Origin of the sequence: Pseudomonas fragi, assembly GCF_900105835.1 — a bacterium.
GTDB lineage: Bacteria > Pseudomonadota > Gammaproteobacteria > Pseudomonadales > Pseudomonadaceae > Aquipseudomonas > Aquipseudomonas fragi.
Window position 1 is genome coordinate 629,453 of sequence record NZ_LT629783.1, and the last position, 15,774, is coordinate 645,226.

Consider the following 15,774-nt stretch of genomic DNA (forward strand, 5'->3'; position numbering starts at 1 on the left):
CCTGTAAGCCGCTCATCCAATAGGATTTGCCAGAGTGCCGGGCAAGCTGGTATCTGTACGCATATCCAGTATTCAAAGCCAGTGGTCCGTTTTGCCCGTGATTTCCAATCCCCTCGAAGACCCGTTTTATTACCTGAAGAACTTCCAGCATGTTCTCGACTGGATCGCCGCCCGTTATGACGATGTCCTGAGCGTCGACGAGCAGTGTTTTATCGCGGGTTTTGCCCAGCTGCCCGTGGCCTCGCAGGCGTTGTGGGTGCGCATGGTGATGCGCAAGGGCGTGCATTTTCGGGCCAGCAAGCTCAATTACCCGGAGATCGGCGAGCCGTCACGGGCCGCAACGGCGTTGCTGGCGTTGGGCTGGCTGGACGAGCAGGCGCCCCTGGGGTTGGCCGAGGTGTTTGAACTGCTGCAAAAACCGGAGATCCTCGGCCGTTTCAGCGCACATATCACTCGGCCCAAGGCCAGGAAATCGGACTGGCTCGAGGAACTGGCCGGCGTTTTTCCACAGCAGCAGAGCCTGGGGCAATGGCATCCCGGGCTTGGCGAAGCACTTTATACCCTCAACCACCGGGCGCTGTGCGATCGCCTGCGGTTGATGTTCTTTGGCAACCTGGGGCAGAGCTGGTCGGACCTGGTGCTGGCAGACCTGGGCCTGTTCAGCTATGAAAGGGTCGAGTTCAGCCCTGAATCCCGGGCGTTGCGCTGTCGGGCCGATATTGAAGGTTACTTGCACCTTTACGCCTGTCGCGAGCAGTTTGAGCTCAGCGGCGATGCCGAGGCCGTGCTGCAACAGGTGCTGGACTACGAGGCGGATAACCGCTGGTTGCAGCGCCGGCGTGCACGTTTGCTGTTTCAGCTCGGCCAGCATCTGGAGCGGGCAGGGGAGCTGGACCGGGCATTGCAGTTGTACCAGCACAGCCAGCACCCTGAGGCACGCCAGCGCAGTATCCGCGTGCTTGAGCGCCAGGAGCTCTACCAGGCCGCGTTAAGCCTGGCGCAAGTTGCGCAACAGGGGCCAGTCAACGACGCAGAGCATCAGCATCTGTTGCGGATTATCCCGCGGTTGCGGCGCAAATTGGGGCTGGCAGCCCTGGCGGTGGTCAAATCGACAGCCCCGGATCGCCTCGACCTGTGCCTGCCACGGGACACTGCCAGCAGCGTGGAACAGCAGGTGGTGGCGCATCTTCATACTGGCCAGGCACCGGTGCATTATGTGGAGAACACCCTGATCAACGGCCTGTTCGGCTTGCTGTGCTGGCCAGCCATTTTTGCGCCGCTGCCGGGGGCATTTTTTCACCCGTATCAGGTCGGCCCCGCAGACTTGCACGAAGACGATTTTTATCATCAGCGTACCGAGTTGTTCGAGCGCTGCCTGGCGCAGCTCGATGATGGTCGTTATCGGGCCACGATTGGCGAGACCTATGCCGCCAAAAAGGGCCTGCAATCGCCTTTTGTCGCCTGGAATCACCTGCCCCCCGACCTGCTCGCAGAGGCGCTGGAGTGCCTGCCTGCGGCGCACTTGAAACTGTGGTTCCTGCGTTTGTTGCTGGATATAAGGGCCAATCGCACAGGTATGCCTGACCTGATCCAGCTGTACCCTGAGCAAAAAACCTACCGCATGATTGAGGTCAAGGGCCCGGGTGATCGCCTGCAAGACAACCAGTTGCGCTGGCTGGCCTTTTGCCAAGCGCATCAGATGCCGGTGACAGTGTGCTATGTGCAATGGCAGGAGCCAGCGCAGTGAGTTATCGCGTTGCAGTGCGTGCCCTGTGCGAATTCACGGCCAAGGCGGGTGACCTGGATTTGCGCTTTACCCCCTCACCTACGGCGCAACAGGGGATTGCCGGGCATCGCACGGTGGCTGCACGGCGCCATGCACAGTATCAGGCCGAGCTGAGCCTTGAAGGCCAGTTTGGTGCCTTGACCGTGCGTGGCAGGGCAGACGGCTACGACCCGGTGGCCAATGTGCTGGAGGAGGTGAAGACTTTTCGTGGTGAATTCACCGCGATCCCGGCCAACCATCGCCAATTGCACTGGGCACAGGCCCGGGTCTATGGCTGGTTGCTGTGCCAGAGCCTGCAACTGGCGCAGGTCGATCTGGCGCTGGTGTACTTTGATATCGTCAGCGAAAAGGAAACCCGCCTGCAGGAAACCTGGTCAGCAACGGCTCTGCAGCAGTTTTTCGAGCAGCAATGCGGACTGTTTCTGGCCTGGGCCGAACAAGAAATGGCCCATCGGCAGGCGCGGGATGATGCGGCCCGCACACTGGCCTTTCCCCATCAACACTTTCGTACCGGGCAACGGGCACTCGCCGAGGCCGTGTACAAAACAGCTAGTACCGGGCGCTGCCTGATGGCCCAGGCGCCGACCGGGATTGGCAAAACCATCGGCACCCTGTTTCCGCTGCTCAAGGCCATGCCGGGCCAGCAGCTCGACAAGCTGTTGTTCCTGACTGCCAAGACCCCGGGGCGCAAACTGGCGCTCGATGCAGCGCAGGTGCTCTATCCTCCCGGGCAACCGGTGCCCTTGCGGGTACTGGAACTGGTCGCGCGGGACAAGGCTTGCGAATATCCCGAAAACGCCTGCAATGGCGACGCCTGTCCGCTGGCCAGAGGCTTTTATGATCGCTTGCCCGCAGCGCGCATGGCCGCAGTGGCCCGCTCGCCGCTCGATCAACAGACCTTGCGCAGCGTCGCCCTGGCCCATGAAGTGTGCCCCTACTACCTGAGCCAGGAGATGGCACGCTGGGCAGATGTGGTGATTGCCGATTACAACTATTACTTCGATTTCACGGCGTTGCTCTACGGCCTGGGCCAGGCCAACCAATGGCGGCTGGCGACCCTGGTGGACGAAGCGCACAACCTGGTGGAGCGGGCACGGCAGATGTACAGCGCAAGCCTGGACCAGCAAACCTTGAACACTGTGCGGTACTCGGCCCCGGCGCCGCTGGACAAGCCCTTCAAGCGCCTGAACCGTGAATGGAATGCCCTGCACAAGGAACAGGTAGGTCCGTATCAGGTTCATTCGCACTTGCCTGGCAAATGGCTGGCGGCCTTGTCGCTGTGCATTACCGCCATTGGCGATTACCTCAACGATCACCCTCAGGGGCTGAGCGGCAATCTGCAGGCGTTCTACTTCGAAGCGCTGCAATTCAACCGGGTGGCGGAGTTGTTCGACGGGCATTTCCTGTTTGATATCAGCCTGCGCGAAGACGGCAAGCGGCGCCTGTCGCAACTGAACCTGCGCAATATCGTGCCCGCCGGTTTTATCGGGCCACGGCTGGCCAGCGCGCAGAGCAATGTGTTGTTCTCGGCCACCCTGAGCCCGCAAACCTATTACGCTAACCTGCTCGGCTTGCCTGCGGATACGGTGTGGATGGATGTGGAGTCGCCGTTTCAGGCCGAGCAATTGAAGGTACAGGTGGTGAGCCAGATATCCACCCGTTTTGTCCATCGCCAGGCTTCACTGGGGCCGATTGTGGAGTTGATTGCCCGCCAGTTCGAACAGCGCCCGGGCAATTACCTGGCGTTTTTCAGTAGCTTTGATTACCTGCAACAGGTGGCCGGGTTGCTCGCCGAACGCTACCCGCAGGTCACCCAGTGGGCGCAGGCGCGGCGCATGGACGAAAGCGCCCGCCAAGGTTTTCTTGAGCAGTTCACCCTGTCGAGCCAGGGCGTCGGTTTTGCCGTGTTGGGCGGGGCATTTGGCGAGGGCATTGATTTGCCCGGCGCGCGGCTGATTGGCGCGTTTGTCGCGACCCTGGGGCTGGCGCAGTTGAATCCGGTCAATGAGCAGATCAAACAGCGCATGGCCGCCCTGTTTGGGGCAGGTTATGACTACACCTACCTGTACCCCGGCGTGCAAAAAGTGGTGCAGGCTGCCGGGCGGGTGATTCGCACCCAGAGCGATGAGGGCACGCTGTTTCTGATCGATGACCGTTTTGCCGAGCCCAAGGTGCAGCAGTTGCTGCCGCGTTGGTGGCGATTGGGGTGAAATCGGTTGTCGGGGTTAACTTGGGTACCGGGTACTTGGCCGGCATTGGCGTTTGACTGGTAGCTGGGTAACGCCATGTTTTCTCTGTGGGAGCCGGGCTTGCCCGCGATGCAGGCACCTCGTTCTATATGGATGATCGAAGTGCTGCTATCGCGGGCAAGCCCGCTCCCACAGGGGGGGAGGTGTGTTGTTTCGGGCTTTTTGCTTTTGCTGCGCTTTAGTCGCGGTAAAACACCTGAACCAGGTGATAGCCGAACTTGCTCTTGACCGGGCCATGTACCACCCGCAGCGGCTTTTTAAAGATGATCTGGTCGATGATCCCGACCATTTGCCCCGGCCGCACTTCGCCCAGGTCACCGCCGCGCTTGCCCGAAGGGCAGGTGGAGAATTTTTTCGCCAGCACATCGAAGGCTTCGCCCTTGGCGATGCGTTGCTTGAGCGATTCGGCCTCTTCGGCGGTTTTCACCAGGATATGGCGGGCTTGAGCTTTCATGGGTCTTTACCTTGGAACTGTGGGGCATAGTGCGCGGGCGCGGATTATGCCTGAGTTTTCGCCTCGAAGTGGTGATGGCGCGGCAGGTACAGGCACACCCGGGTGCCACAGCCGCTCTTGCTGCTGATACTGACATGCCCACCCGACTGCTGGGCAAAGCCGTAAATCATCGACAGCCCGAGCCCGGTACCCTGGCCCACCGGCTTGGTGGTGAAAAACGGGTCAAAGGCCTTGGCCAGAATCTGCGGGCTCATGCCGGTGCCGTTGTCGCTGACCTCCAGCATGACGTAGTCCCCCGAACTGACTGACTCCAGCGTGCCCAGGTCAGTGGCATCGAGGTAGTGATTGGCGGTCCTGACCCGCAGTGTGCCGCCGTCGGGCATCGCGTCACGCGCATTGATCATCAGGTTGAGTAGGGCACTTTCCAGCTGGCCGGTGTCGGTGTTGACCGACCAGATGTGTTGCCCCAGCTCCAGGATCAGCTCGATATGCGCGCCTTTGGTGCTGCTGAACAACGCCAGCAGCGACTTGACCAACTGGTTGGGGTCCAGTGGCTTGCGGTCCAGTGACTGGCGCCGGGAGAAGGTCAGCAGGCGGTTGGTCAGCGCGGCGGCGCGCTGCGCTGAGTTGACGGCGGCATCGGCAAAACGCTCGACCTCGTCAATGCGGCCTGCGGCGATATAACGCTTCATCAAGTCCAGGCTGGCAATGATCCCGGTGAGCATATTGTTGAAGTCGTGGGCGATGCCACCGGTAAGCTGACCCACGGCCTCCATTTTCTGCCCGTGGCGCAGGGCCTCTTCGGCCCGTGCCCGCTCGAGGATCTCGCACTGCAATTGCAGGTTGGCCTCGGCCAGCGCCCGGGTGCGTTCGGCCACGCGCTGCTCAAGGGTTTCGTTAAGCTCAAGCAAGGCTTGTTCGGTGGCAGTGGCCTGCAGACGCTGGCGGCGCCTAGAACTCTTGATTGCCATGGTCGTTCCCGGGTTTGAATCTGTTAGTCAGTGTATGTAATGCCGGATACCGGCTCAAGGCTATAAACCTTGCTGCAAGGTGCAGTCTTGACCGTTCGACTAAGGTCGAATGAGGCTGGAGCTTAGCCTTTCGTACAATTGCGCCCCTTTTTTTGATTGCGCACGCCGAGTGTAATGCCGGGCGTGCCTGCGATCGTTTTCACCTTGCCAATGATTGGCTGCTGGAGCTTGTACATGGTTGTTCCTTTTTCATTGTTGGCGCAGAGCCGGGTAACACGCTTGGGCGCGCTGGCAGTGTGTGCCGGTTTTGCCGCACCGTCACAGGCCGGCGGTTTTTTTGAAGACAGCAGCGCCAAACTGGAAGCGCGTACGGTGTACTTCAACCGCGATTTTCGCGATGGCTCAAGCTCAAACCCCCAGGGCGCGTCCAAGCGCGATGAAACCGCGCAGGGTTTTATCCTCAATCTGCAATCGGGCTACACCGAAGGCACCGTGGGTTTTGGCCTCGATGCCCTGGGTATGTTGGGCCTGAAGCTGGATTCCAGCCCTGCCGACAGCAACAGCGGCCTGTTGCCTTCGACCGGTAACGATCCCCGTCGTTCCAAGGACCAATACGCCAAGTTCGGCCTGACGGCCAAGATGCGCGTGTCCGACACCGTGCTCAAGTACGGCGCGTTGCTGCCCGACCTGCCTTTGCTCAAGTACAACGATGGCCGTTTGCTGCCGAACATGTTCAACGGCGCGATGCTGGTGTCCCAGGAAATCAAGGACCTCAAGTTCATGGCCTCGCGCCTTGATCGCTATACCGCCCGGGATTCCACGGACTCCCAGGACCTGCGCCTTAACTGCAAGAACAAGCGCTATGGATGCAACATCACTGCCGATCACTTCACCATGTACGGCCTGGACTACAAGGTCAACGAGCGCCTGACCGCGCAGTATCATTATGGCGAGTTGCAGGACATCTACCGTCAGCAGTTTGTCGGTTTGCTGGCCACGCAGCCGGTGGGCCCGGGCGTGCTGTCAGCGGACGTGCGCTTGCTCAAAAGTGACGATTCGGGTTCGGCCAGGGCCGGGAATATCGACAACCGTGCCCTGGGGGCCATGCTCGGTTACTCCCTGGCCGGGCACAAGCTCAGTGCCGGCTGGCAGCGCATGAACGGCGACACCTCGATGCCGTACCTGGATGGCAGCAACCCGTACCTGGTCAACTACCTGCAGGTGAATGACTTCGCCAATGCCCAGGAACGTTCATGGCAGCTGCGTTACGACTATGACTTCAAGGCCATTGGCATTGACGGTTTGTCGTTCCTGACCCGCTATGTCAATGGCGACCATATCAAGGTGGTGGGCAGCACGCAGGAAGGCAAGGAGTGGGAACGTGACAGCGAGCTGAAGTACGTCGTGCAGAGTGGCACGTTCAAGGACGTCAGCCTGCGCTTGCGCAATGCCACCTACCGGACCAACTACGCCCAATTCGCCCGTGACGTGGACGAAACGCGCCTGATCGTGAGCTACAATCTGTCGATTTGGTAACCTCGCTGTGTAGTCGCTGACGAGTGCAGCGAGGCTCGTCAGCGGCTACAGACTGGGAAAAAGCGATCGCTGAAAGCCCCTCACCCCAACCCTCTCCCGGAGGGAGAGGGAGCTGATCAGTGGAGATATTGATTCCGCGTACGGTCAGTGCCCTCTCCCTCTGGGAGAGGGCTAGGGTGAGGGCTTTTGGGATGGACATATGAAAACACTCTTGCTGATTGGCATTGGCGCCGGCGACCCGGAACATATCACCGTGCAGGCCATCAACGCGCTCAACCGTGCCGATGTGCTGTTTGTGCTGGACAAGGGCCAGACCACCAACGACCTGGTACGCCTGCGCCTGGACATCTGCCAGCGCTATATCCGCGAACCGGGTTACCGGGTGGTGCAGGTCAGTGATCCGCAGCGTGACAGCTCGACGCCGTCCTACACCGAGGGTGTCGAGCATTGGCACGAGCAGCGGGCCGAGGTGTTCGCCCGTTTGATCGACGAGGAACTGGCTGACGGCGAATTCGGCGCATTTTTGCTGTGGGGCGACCCCGGGTTATACGACAGCACCCTGCGCATCCTTGACCGGGTGCGGGCCGGGGGCTGCGACGATTTCGACTATCAGGTGATCCCCGGTATCAGCAGTGTGCAGGCGCTGGCTGCGCGTCATCGGATTGCGCTCAACGGCATCGGCCAGCCGATCCGCATCACCACCGGGCGCCGGCTGCACGCCGGGGATCTGGACAATGTGGTGGTGATGCTCGATGCCCATTGCGCCTTCGCCGCGTATGTCGCCGAAAACGTGGATATCTACTGGGGCGCTTACCTCGGCACGGCGGACGAAATCCTGATTGCCGGCAAGCTGGCCGACGTGTGCGAGCAGATCAAGCAGGCCCGCGAAGCGGCGCGCCTGCGCAAGGGCTGGATCATGGATACCTATCTGTTGAGGCGCACCAGTCATTGACCCACCGGGCAAGTCCCGAGTGGTTCAAAGAGTGTGCGGGCGGTTCTTGGCCTCGATCCATTGCGCCATGTACTGGGTGCTCTTGTGCTGGTGGTGGCGCAGCATCGCCCCGGTGAAGTTGTTGCGCCGGTGCTGTTCCAGCCCGGTGCGGCAACGTTCGATGCATTCAACCAGGGCCGGGCCGTGGCTGGCTTGCAGATAGCGTTGCGCCAGCAGGGTCTGCCCGTGTTGTTGGGCTTGATGCCAGGCTTCGGCGTTCTGGTACAGGTGTACAGCCGCCGCGGCAATCGCAGAGGCGCTCTGTTCGATGGCACCGGCCCACGGCAGTTCGCCATGCATGCCTTCGGCACCTACCGGCGTGGTGACGTTGGGTGTGCCGCAGAGCATGGCATCGGCGATCTTGCCCTTGATCCCGGCACCAAACCGCAACGGCGCCATGCAGATACGTGCATGGCTCATCACCTCAAGGGCATCTTCGGCCCAGTTGAGCACATGAAAACCCTGCGCCGGGTTGTGCAGCGCCGTGGCCTTGGGCGGGGTGTAGGCGCCGTAGACATGCAGTTGCGCGCCGGGCAGTTGCTGGCGAATCAGCGGCCAGACAGTGGTTTTCATCCAGAGCACGGCATCCCAGTTGGGCGCGTGGCGAAAGTTGCCGATGCTCAGAAAGTGCTGACGCTGCTCAAAAGGCACGAACGTGGCGGGCACGCTGTCGACCATCAGCGGGCACCAGTGCAGCAGGGCCCTGGGCACGTTGAAGTGCTCAACCAGCAGGTCGATTTCGTACTCGGAGATCATTAGGCTCAGGTCGCAGCGGTAGATCGCGGCGATTTCCCGCTGGGCCAGATCGGTGTCGGCCATCTGCTCGAACGTGTCGCGCCGGGCCGGAGCGAACAGGCTGCTGAAGTCATCCAGGTCGGCACTGCTTTTGAGGCGCGCCTTGAGCTGTTGCTGGCGGGCGTCGCGCAGGCTTTGCAGGTCGGAGGTTTCCAGTACGCGCAGGGCGGCGGGGCAGTGCTTCTCGACGCGCCAGCCGAACTGCTCTTCCATCATGAAACGGTCGAACAGCACGATATCGGGGGTCAGCTGGCTGATAAAGGTATCGAAACTGCTGTTATTGAGCTCGATTCCGACTTCGTCGATGCCCAGGCTGGCCAGGTCAGCCTTGTGTTCGCCAATTCCGGCCGGGCTGCTGAACGTGATATGCCAGCCGCGCTGCAAAAAACTCTCGATGATCTGCATCATGTGCCCGCCGGCCGCCGAAGAGCGTGGCTCGGGCCACACGTAGCCGATAATCAGGACGCGGGTGGGGCGGGTGGACGGCATGGGCAGATCCTTGAAGCACTGTGGCTGAAAAAAGGCAGCAATTAGAACACATGTGCAACGAAATTCCTGTGTGGGAGCGGGCTTGCTCGCGATACAGGCGACCCGGTTTTGCGGGCAGATCGCAGTGATGCCATCGCGAGCAAGCCCGCTCCCACAGTCGATGGGTCAAAGCTGCGCATTGACCTGTTACAAAGCACTGCGTAGCCTTGCGCGTTCGAGGTTCTTCGCAGCGCGAAGCTAAGAAGGGAACGCGGTATGCCGCGGCTGCCCCCGCAACTGTAAACGGTCATTGATCTTGCACTGCCACTGCCAAACAGGCGGGAAGGCGCAAGGTAGGTATCAGCCGTAAGCCAGGAGACCTGCCTCGTGACAGATTCTTACTTCAACCGGGCGGGGTGATCCGGTGGCGAAGACTGACCGCGCACTGCCTGCGGTCGTCGTCCCGTATGCCCGCCGTTTTGCCAAAGGGCATCCGATGAAAACACTGGCCAAAACCCCCGTCACCATCGTTACCGGCTTTCTTGGCTCGGGTAAAACCACCTTGCTGCGCCATATGCTGGACAACGCCCAGGGCCGCCGCATTGCCGTAATCGTCAACGAGTTCGGCGAGCTGGGCATCGACGGCGAAATCCTCAAGCAATGCTCCATCGGCTGCACCGAAGAAGAGGCCAATGGCCGCGTCTACGAGCTGGCCAATGGCTGCCTGTGCTGCACCGTGCAGGAAGAATTTTTCCCGGTGATGCGCGAGCTGGTGGCGCGCCGTGGCGATATCGACCATATCCTTATCGAAACCTCGGGCCTGGCCCTGCCAAAACCGCTGGTGCAAGCCTTCCAGTGGCCGGAAATCCGCAGCGCCTGTACGGTTGACGCGGTGATCACCGTAGTCGACAGCCCGGCCGTGGCCGCTGGCACCTTCGCTGCCTTCCCGGACCAGGTAGACGCCCAGCGCAAACTCGACCCCAACCTGGACCACGAATCGCCGCTGCACGAGCTGTTCGCTGACCAGTTGGCCAGTGCCGACCTGGTGATCCTCAATAAAACCGACCTGATCACCCCTGAAGACCTGGCCCGTGTACGTGCCGAAGTCGCCGAAGAGCTGCCGCCTGCGGTCAAGATCATCGAAGCCAGCAGCGGTCGCCTGCCGCTGGACGTGCTGCTGGGCCTGGAAGCAGGTTCGGAAGACCATATTGATGGCCGCCACAGCCACCACGACCATCACCACGATGGCGATGATGACCATGACCATGACGACCACGATCATGATGCCTTCGATTCGATTTCCATCGAACTGCCCCAGGCCGAAGAACGCGCCCTGATGGAGGCCCTGACCCAACTGGTGGTCAAGCACGGCATCCTGCGGGTCAAAGGCTTTGCCGCGATCCCGGGCAAGCCGATGCGCCTGCTGATCCAGGGCGTGGGCACACGCTTTGACAAGCACTTCGACCGCGCCTGGGGCAGCGACGAGGCACGCACCACCAAGCTGGTACTGATCGGCCAGGATCTGGACGCGGCCCTGCTCGAGTCCACCCTGCGTACAGCGTTGAGCGTCTAAACCATGCATTTGCTCAGGACCCAGCCCGGCGGCTTTGTAGCGGACGACAATATTGCCGACCTCGGCCAGACCCCCGCCGAGCTGGTGATCCTGTGCAGCGGTGATTCAAGCCTGGCGCTGCTGGCCGAAGCGGCGCAGCAGTTGCCTGACGATTATCCAAGCCTGCGTCTGGCCAACCCGATGCAGGTGCAAAACCACGGTTCGGTCGACCTCTATTTCGATGAGGTCTTGCAACACGCCAAGGTGATTCTGCTGTCGTTGCACGGTGGTATCGGCTACTGGCGCTACGGCATCGAGCGGCTGGTGCAACTGGCCGAGCGTGGCGTGACCCTGATCCTGGTGCCCGGTGATGACCGCCCCGACCCTGAGCTCAGCGCCCTGAGCACTGTGCCCGCGGGGCAGGCCGAGCGGCTCTGGCACTTTTTGCGCCAGGGCGGGCGGCATAACGCCCTGCAGCTTTATCGTTGCCTGGCAGGCCAATGGCTGGGCCGTGACTATGCCTGGGACGAACCGCAGATCCTGCCGCGTAGCGCGATTTATCATCCGGCTCATTCCAGCCCGGCACTCAAGGACTGGCAAGCCGACTGGCAGCCGGGGCAACCGGTGGCCGCGCTGTTGTTCTATCGCTCGCACCTGCAGGCGGCCAACACCGCGTTTGTCGATGTGTTCTGCCAGCGTCTGCAGGCGGCGGGGCTCAACCCCTTGCCGATTGCCGTGGCCAGCCTTAAAGAGCCAGGCTGCCTGACGATGGTGCAGGATTTGCTCGACGAGGTAGAGGCCGGGGTGATTCTCAATACCACCGGTTTTGCCCAATCCAGCCCCGAAGCTCCGCACTTGCGCCCGTTTCGCCGCAATATCCCGGTGATCCAGGCCATCTGTGCCCAGGATAACCAGCCCGGCTGGCAAGCCAGCGAGCAGGGCCTGGGGCCGCGCGATTTGGCCATGCACATTGCCTTGCCGGAGCTGGACGGGCGGATTATCAGCCGTCCGATCAGCTTCAAGGACCTGGCATGGCGCAGCGAGCGTAGCCAGTCCGATGTGGTGTGTTATCGCGCTCACCCCGAACGCATGGATTTTGTCGCCGAACTGGCGCGGCGCTGGGTCGAACTGGCCCGGGTGCCCAACCCGCAAAAGCGTATCGCCCTGATCCTGGCCAACTACCCGACCCGCGACGGCCGTATCGGCAACGGCGTGGGCCTGGACACCCCGGCCGCGGCGCTGAATATCCTGCGTGCCTTGCAGGCCGAAGGTTATCCGCTGGAAGGCGAGTTGCCCGACAGCGGCACCGGGCTGATTCAGGCGCTGCTGGGCGGGGTCAGCAACGACCTGGACAGCCTCGACCTGCGCCCGTGCATGCAAAGCCTGGCGCTGGAAGAGTACCTGACGATGTTCGATCGCCTGCCCGAGGCCAATCGCCAGGCCGTGATCGAGCGCTGGGGCGAACCGCAAAACGATCCCATGTTCCGCAGCGGCCGCCTGATGATCGCCGGCTTGCGTTTTGGCTTGACCTTTGTAGGCATCCAGCCGGCGCGGGGGTATCAGGTGGATGCCAGCGCGGTGTACCACGACCCGGATCTGGTGCCGCCCCACGGCTATCTGGCGTTCTACTTCTGGCTGCGCAACAGCTACGGTGCCCACGCGGTGGTGCATGTGGGCAAACATGGCAACCTGGAATGGCTGCCGGGCAAGGGCGTCGGGCTTTCCGAGCATTGCTGGCCGGACGCCATATTGGGCCCCATGCCCAATGTCTACCCCTTTATCGTCAACGACCCGGGGGAGGGCGCACAGGCCAAGCGCCGCACCCAGGCAGTGATCATTGACCACTTGATGCCGCCGCTGACCCGCGCAGAAACCTACGGCCCGTTGCGCGACCTGGAGCTGCTGGCCGACGAATACTACGAAGCGCAACTGCTCGATCCGCGCCGGGCGCGGGAGTTGCAGCGCGACATTCTCAAGCTGGTGCGCGAGACCCGCATCGACCGCGAACTGCAACTGGACGGTGCGCTGGACAGTGAAGCCGATGCCGCCATCTGGTTGCCCCGGCTGGATACCTATCTATGTGATCTCAAGGAATCGCAGATCCGCGACGGCCTGCATATCTTCGGCGAGTCACCGGCCGGGCGCCTGCGCATCGACACCCTGTTGGCGCTGTTGCGTATCCCCCGGGGCGACGGGCGGGGAGCACAATCGAGCCTGCTGCGGGCGCTGGCCAAGGCTTTCGAGCTGGGTTTCGACCCGCTGGACTGCGCCCTGGCCGAGCCCTGGACGGCGCGTCAGCCTGCGGCCTTGCGTGCGGTCAGCGATGAACTGTGGCGCACCGCTGGCGATACCCGTGAGCGCCTGGAGTTGTATGCCGCGCAGTTGATCGAGCAAGCGCTGCAGGGCACCTTGCAACTGCCGGACACTGCGCTGTGGGATGAAACACGGAGCATTTTTGCCGCGTTGCTGGAACAGGTGGCACCGCGCCTGGATGCCTGCGGCCCGGCGGAAATGCAAGGCTTGCTGGATGCCCTCGGTGGCCGCTTTGTGCCGGCTGGCCCCAGTGGCGCGCCGAGCCGCGGACGGCTGGATGTGCTGCCCACGGGGCGCAACTTTTTTTCCGTGGATGTGCGCAACCTGCCTACGACCACGGCCTGGCGCATCGGCTTTCAATCGGCCAACCTGATTCTTGAGCGGCATTTGCAGGATCACGGCGACCACCTGCGCCAGCTCGGCCTGTCGGTATGGGGCACGGCGACCATGCGCACCGGCGGTGACGATATCGCCCAGGCGATGGCGCTGATGGGCGTGCGTCCGGTGTGGGCCACGGGCAGCCAGCGGGTCGATGACTTTGAAATCCTCCCGGTGAGCTTGCTGGACCGTCCGCGGGTGGACGTGACCTTGCGCGTGTCGGGGTTCTTTCGGGATGCGTTCGCCAATCTGATCCGCCTGTTCGATGCCGCCGTGCAGGCGGTGGCGGCGCTGGATGAGCCGGATGACCTCAACCCGCTGGCGGCCAGGGTGCGCAGTGAGCGTGAGCAGCTGGAACGTGACGGACTTGCCCCGGAACTGGCGGCGCGCCAGGCCGGTTGGCGAGTGTTTGGTGCCAAGCCCGGGGCGTATGGCGCCGGGGTGCAGAACGCGATAGATGGCCGCCTGTGGGAAAGCCGCGACGATCTGGCCGAGGTGTACATGAATTGGGGCGGCTATGCCTATGGCGGCGCCGATGAAGGTACGGCGGCCCGTGGCCAGTTTGCGCAACGCCTGGGGCAGATGCAGGCGGTGGTGCAAAACCAGGACAACCGTGAGCATGACCTGCTGGACTCCAATGACTACTACCAGTTCCAGGGAGGCATGCTGGCAGCGGTCGAAAGCTTGCGCGGTGAGGCGGCGGCCAGTTACCACGGTGACCATAGCCAGCCCGACTTGCCGAAGATCCGTACCCTCAAGGAAGAGTTGAACCGGGTGATCCGCTCCCGTGCAGCCAACCCGAAATGGATAGAAGGGGTCAAGCGTCACGGGTATAAAGGCGCGTTCGAAATGGCCGCGACCCTGGACAACCTGTTTGCCTTTGATGCGACCACGCATCTGATTGACGATCATCAATATGCGTTGTTGGCGGATGCTTATTTGCTGGACCCGGATACCCGTGAGTTCGTGCGTGAGCATAACCCGCATGCCCTGCGCGACATGACCGAGCGCATGCTCGAAGCGCAGCAGCGCGGGCTGTGGAGCGAGCCGGGGGAGTATCAAGCGGCGCTGGAAAATCTGCTGCTGGATATAGAAGAAGAATAACCAAGCAACCCTCACCCTAACCCTCTCCCAAAGGGAGAGGGGACTGATCGGGGGATGTTCAGGATTTGCGCCTCACCACAAATCGGCCCCCCTCTCCCTTTGGGAGAGGGCTGGGGTGAGGGGCTTTTGAGGCCGATCAATATTCTAAAATCTGGAGCCCGAAAACATGACTGACACCCCGCATTTCCCGTTATCGGCGGTGGTCGGCGCGGACTCATTGAAACTGGCGCTGTGCCTGACCGCCATCGACCCGAAAATCGGCGGTGTGCTGATCGAAGGCCCGCGCGGCATGGCCAAGTCGACCCTGGCCCGCGGGCTAGCCGATTTGCTCGCCAGCGGTCAGTTTGTCACCTTGCCGTTGGGCGCAACCGAAGAACGCCTGGTCGGCACCCTCGACCTCGATGCTGCACTGGGGCAGGGCAAGGCGCAGTTCTCCCCGGGGGTGTTGGCCAAGGCCGACGGCGGGGTGCTGTATGTCGATGAAGTCAATCTGCTCGCCGACCATCTGGTGGATGTGCTACTGGACGTGGCGGCCAGCGGCACCAATGTGGTCGAGCGCGATGGCATCTCCCATCGCCACGCCGCCCGTTTTGTGCTGATCGGCACCATGAATCCGGAAGAAGGCGAGTTACGCCCGCAGTTGCTCGATCGCTTTGGCCTGAATGTGGCCATGAGCGGCTTGCCGCAACCTGCCGAGCGCGGTGAAATCATTCGTCGGCGCCTGGACTTTGACGCCGATCCGCAGGGCTTTTGCGCCCGTTGGGACGCCGCGCAAACGGCTTTGCGCGAGCGCTGCCAGCAGGCCCGTGAACGCTTGGCCAGCATCGCCCTGGATGATCAGTCGCTGGCCATGATTACCGAGCGCTGTTTTGCTGCCGCGGTGGATGGCATGCGCGCCGATCTGGTCTGGCTGCGCGCTGCGCGTGCCCATGCCGCATGGCGCGGGGCAACCGCGATCGAGCTGGAAGACATCGATGCCGTGGCCGAGTTTGCCTTGCGCCATCGACGCCGTGAGCTGCCGCCCCAGGCACCAGCGCCCGAGCCGCAACAGGCGCCGGCAGGGACCTCGACCACCAGCGCGCAATCAGGCCAGGGGCAGTGGGGTGAATTGCCTGCAGCGCCCCAGCCGATGGGTGTACGCCGTGAAGTGCCGAGCTGGCCAAAAAAGCTTTAGGCA

General features: G+C 62.1%; 9 protein-coding genes, 1 pseudogene and 1 riboswitch. Of the genes and pseudogenes, 7 read left to right on the plus strand and 3 right to left on the minus strand.

The genetic code is table 11. The annotated features are described in order from the left end of the window. The first annotated feature begins 97 nt into the window (after positions 1-97). Both BLU25_RS02805 and BLU25_RS02810 read left to right on the plus strand, forming a co-directional pair. Entirely contained in the window at positions 98-1,747 is a 1,650-nt protein-coding gene (locus tag BLU25_RS02805; protein ID WP_029611401.1) for a VRR-NUC domain-containing protein, read from the plus strand. After that, positions 1,744-3,996, plus strand: coding sequence for an ATP-dependent DNA helicase (locus BLU25_RS02810; protein ID WP_016780857.1), 2,253 nt, complete (start codon positions 1,744-1,746; stop codon positions 3,994-3,996). The genes BLU25_RS02805 and BLU25_RS02810 overlap by 4 nt, the downstream gene beginning before the upstream one ends. 217 nt (positions 3,997-4,213) lie before the next feature. Here BLU25_RS02810 and BLU25_RS02815 read toward each other — a convergent pair whose 3' ends face one another. Beyond that, positions 4,214-4,489: a peptidylprolyl isomerase gene (locus BLU25_RS02815; protein WP_083369510.1), complete on the minus strand. Its 276-nt coding sequence runs from the start codon at positions 4,487-4,489 to the stop codon at positions 4,214-4,216. A gap of 71 nt (positions 4,490-4,560) precedes the next feature. Further along, positions 4,561-5,412, minus strand: a pseudogene (locus BLU25_RS02820) (sensor histidine kinase); the annotation flags it as partial. 282 nt (positions 5,413-5,694) lie between these two features. Between BLU25_RS02820 and BLU25_RS02825 the strand changes: the two are divergent. Both BLU25_RS02825 and cobF read left to right on the plus strand, forming a co-directional pair. Further along, complete coding sequence (locus BLU25_RS02825; RefSeq protein ID WP_016780861.1) at positions 5,695-6,996, plus strand: OprD family porin; 1,302 nt, start codon at positions 5,695-5,697, stop codon at positions 6,994-6,996. Between the two features lie 199 nt (positions 6,997-7,195). Next, positions 7,196-7,948, plus strand: coding sequence for a precorrin-6A synthase (deacetylating) (gene cobF / locus BLU25_RS02830; protein ID WP_016780862.1), 753 nt, complete (start codon positions 7,196-7,198; stop codon positions 7,946-7,948). Between the two features lie 24 nt (positions 7,949-7,972). Here the strand turns inward: cobF and BLU25_RS02835 are convergent, their stop codons facing one another. Continuing rightward, positions 7,973-9,271, minus strand: a complete 1,299-nt coding sequence (locus BLU25_RS02835) for a glycosyltransferase (RefSeq protein ID WP_016780863.1) — start codon at positions 9,269-9,271, stop codon at positions 7,973-7,975. 200 nt (positions 9,272-9,471) lie between these two features. Then, a riboswitch (cobalamin riboswitch) is annotated at positions 9,472-9,652 on the plus strand. Between the two features lie 94 nt (positions 9,653-9,746). Here BLU25_RS02835 and cobW point away from each other — a divergent pair. From cobW to BLU25_RS02850, 3 genes are all read left to right on the plus strand, one after another. Continuing rightward, positions 9,747-10,823: a cobalamin biosynthesis protein CobW gene (gene cobW, locus BLU25_RS02840; protein ID WP_016780864.1), complete on the plus strand. Its 1,077-nt coding sequence runs from the start codon at positions 9,747-9,749 to the stop codon at positions 10,821-10,823. Between the two features lie 3 nt (positions 10,824-10,826). Next, positions 10,827-14,597: a cobaltochelatase subunit CobN gene (gene cobN / locus BLU25_RS02845; protein ID WP_016780865.1), complete on the plus strand. Its 3,771-nt coding sequence runs from the start codon at positions 10,827-10,829 to the stop codon at positions 14,595-14,597. A 166-nt stretch (positions 14,598-14,763) separates the two neighbouring features. After that, entirely contained in the window at positions 14,764-15,771 is a 1,008-nt protein-coding gene (locus BLU25_RS02850) for an ATP-binding protein (RefSeq protein WP_016780866.1), read from the plus strand. Positions 15,772-15,774: the final 3 nt, after the last annotated feature.

Coding starts and splice junctions, on each gene's coding strand:
- BLU25_RS02815 (WP_083369510.1), bottom strand. CDS start 4,489: ATGAAAGCTCAAGCCCGCCATATCCTGGTGAAAACCGCCGAAGAGGCC.
- BLU25_RS02825 (WP_016780861.1), top strand. CDS start 5,695: ATGGTTGTTCCTTTTTCATTGTTGGCGCAGAGCCGGGTAACACGCTTG.
- cobF (WP_016780862.1), top strand. CDS start 7,196: ATGAAAACACTCTTGCTGATTGGCATTGGCGCCGGCGACCCGGAACAT.
- BLU25_RS02835 (WP_016780863.1), bottom strand. CDS start 9,271: ATGCCGTCCACCCGCCCCACCCGCGTCCTGATTATCGGCTACGTGTGG.
- cobW (WP_016780864.1), top strand. CDS start 9,747: ATGAAAACACTGGCCAAAACCCCCGTCACCATCGTTACCGGCTTTCTT.
- cobN (WP_016780865.1), top strand. CDS start 10,827: ATGCATTTGCTCAGGACCCAGCCCGGCGGCTTTGTAGCGGACGACAAT.
- BLU25_RS02850 (WP_016780866.1), top strand. CDS start 14,764: ATGACTGACACCCCGCATTTCCCGTTATCGGCGGTGGTCGGCGCGGAC.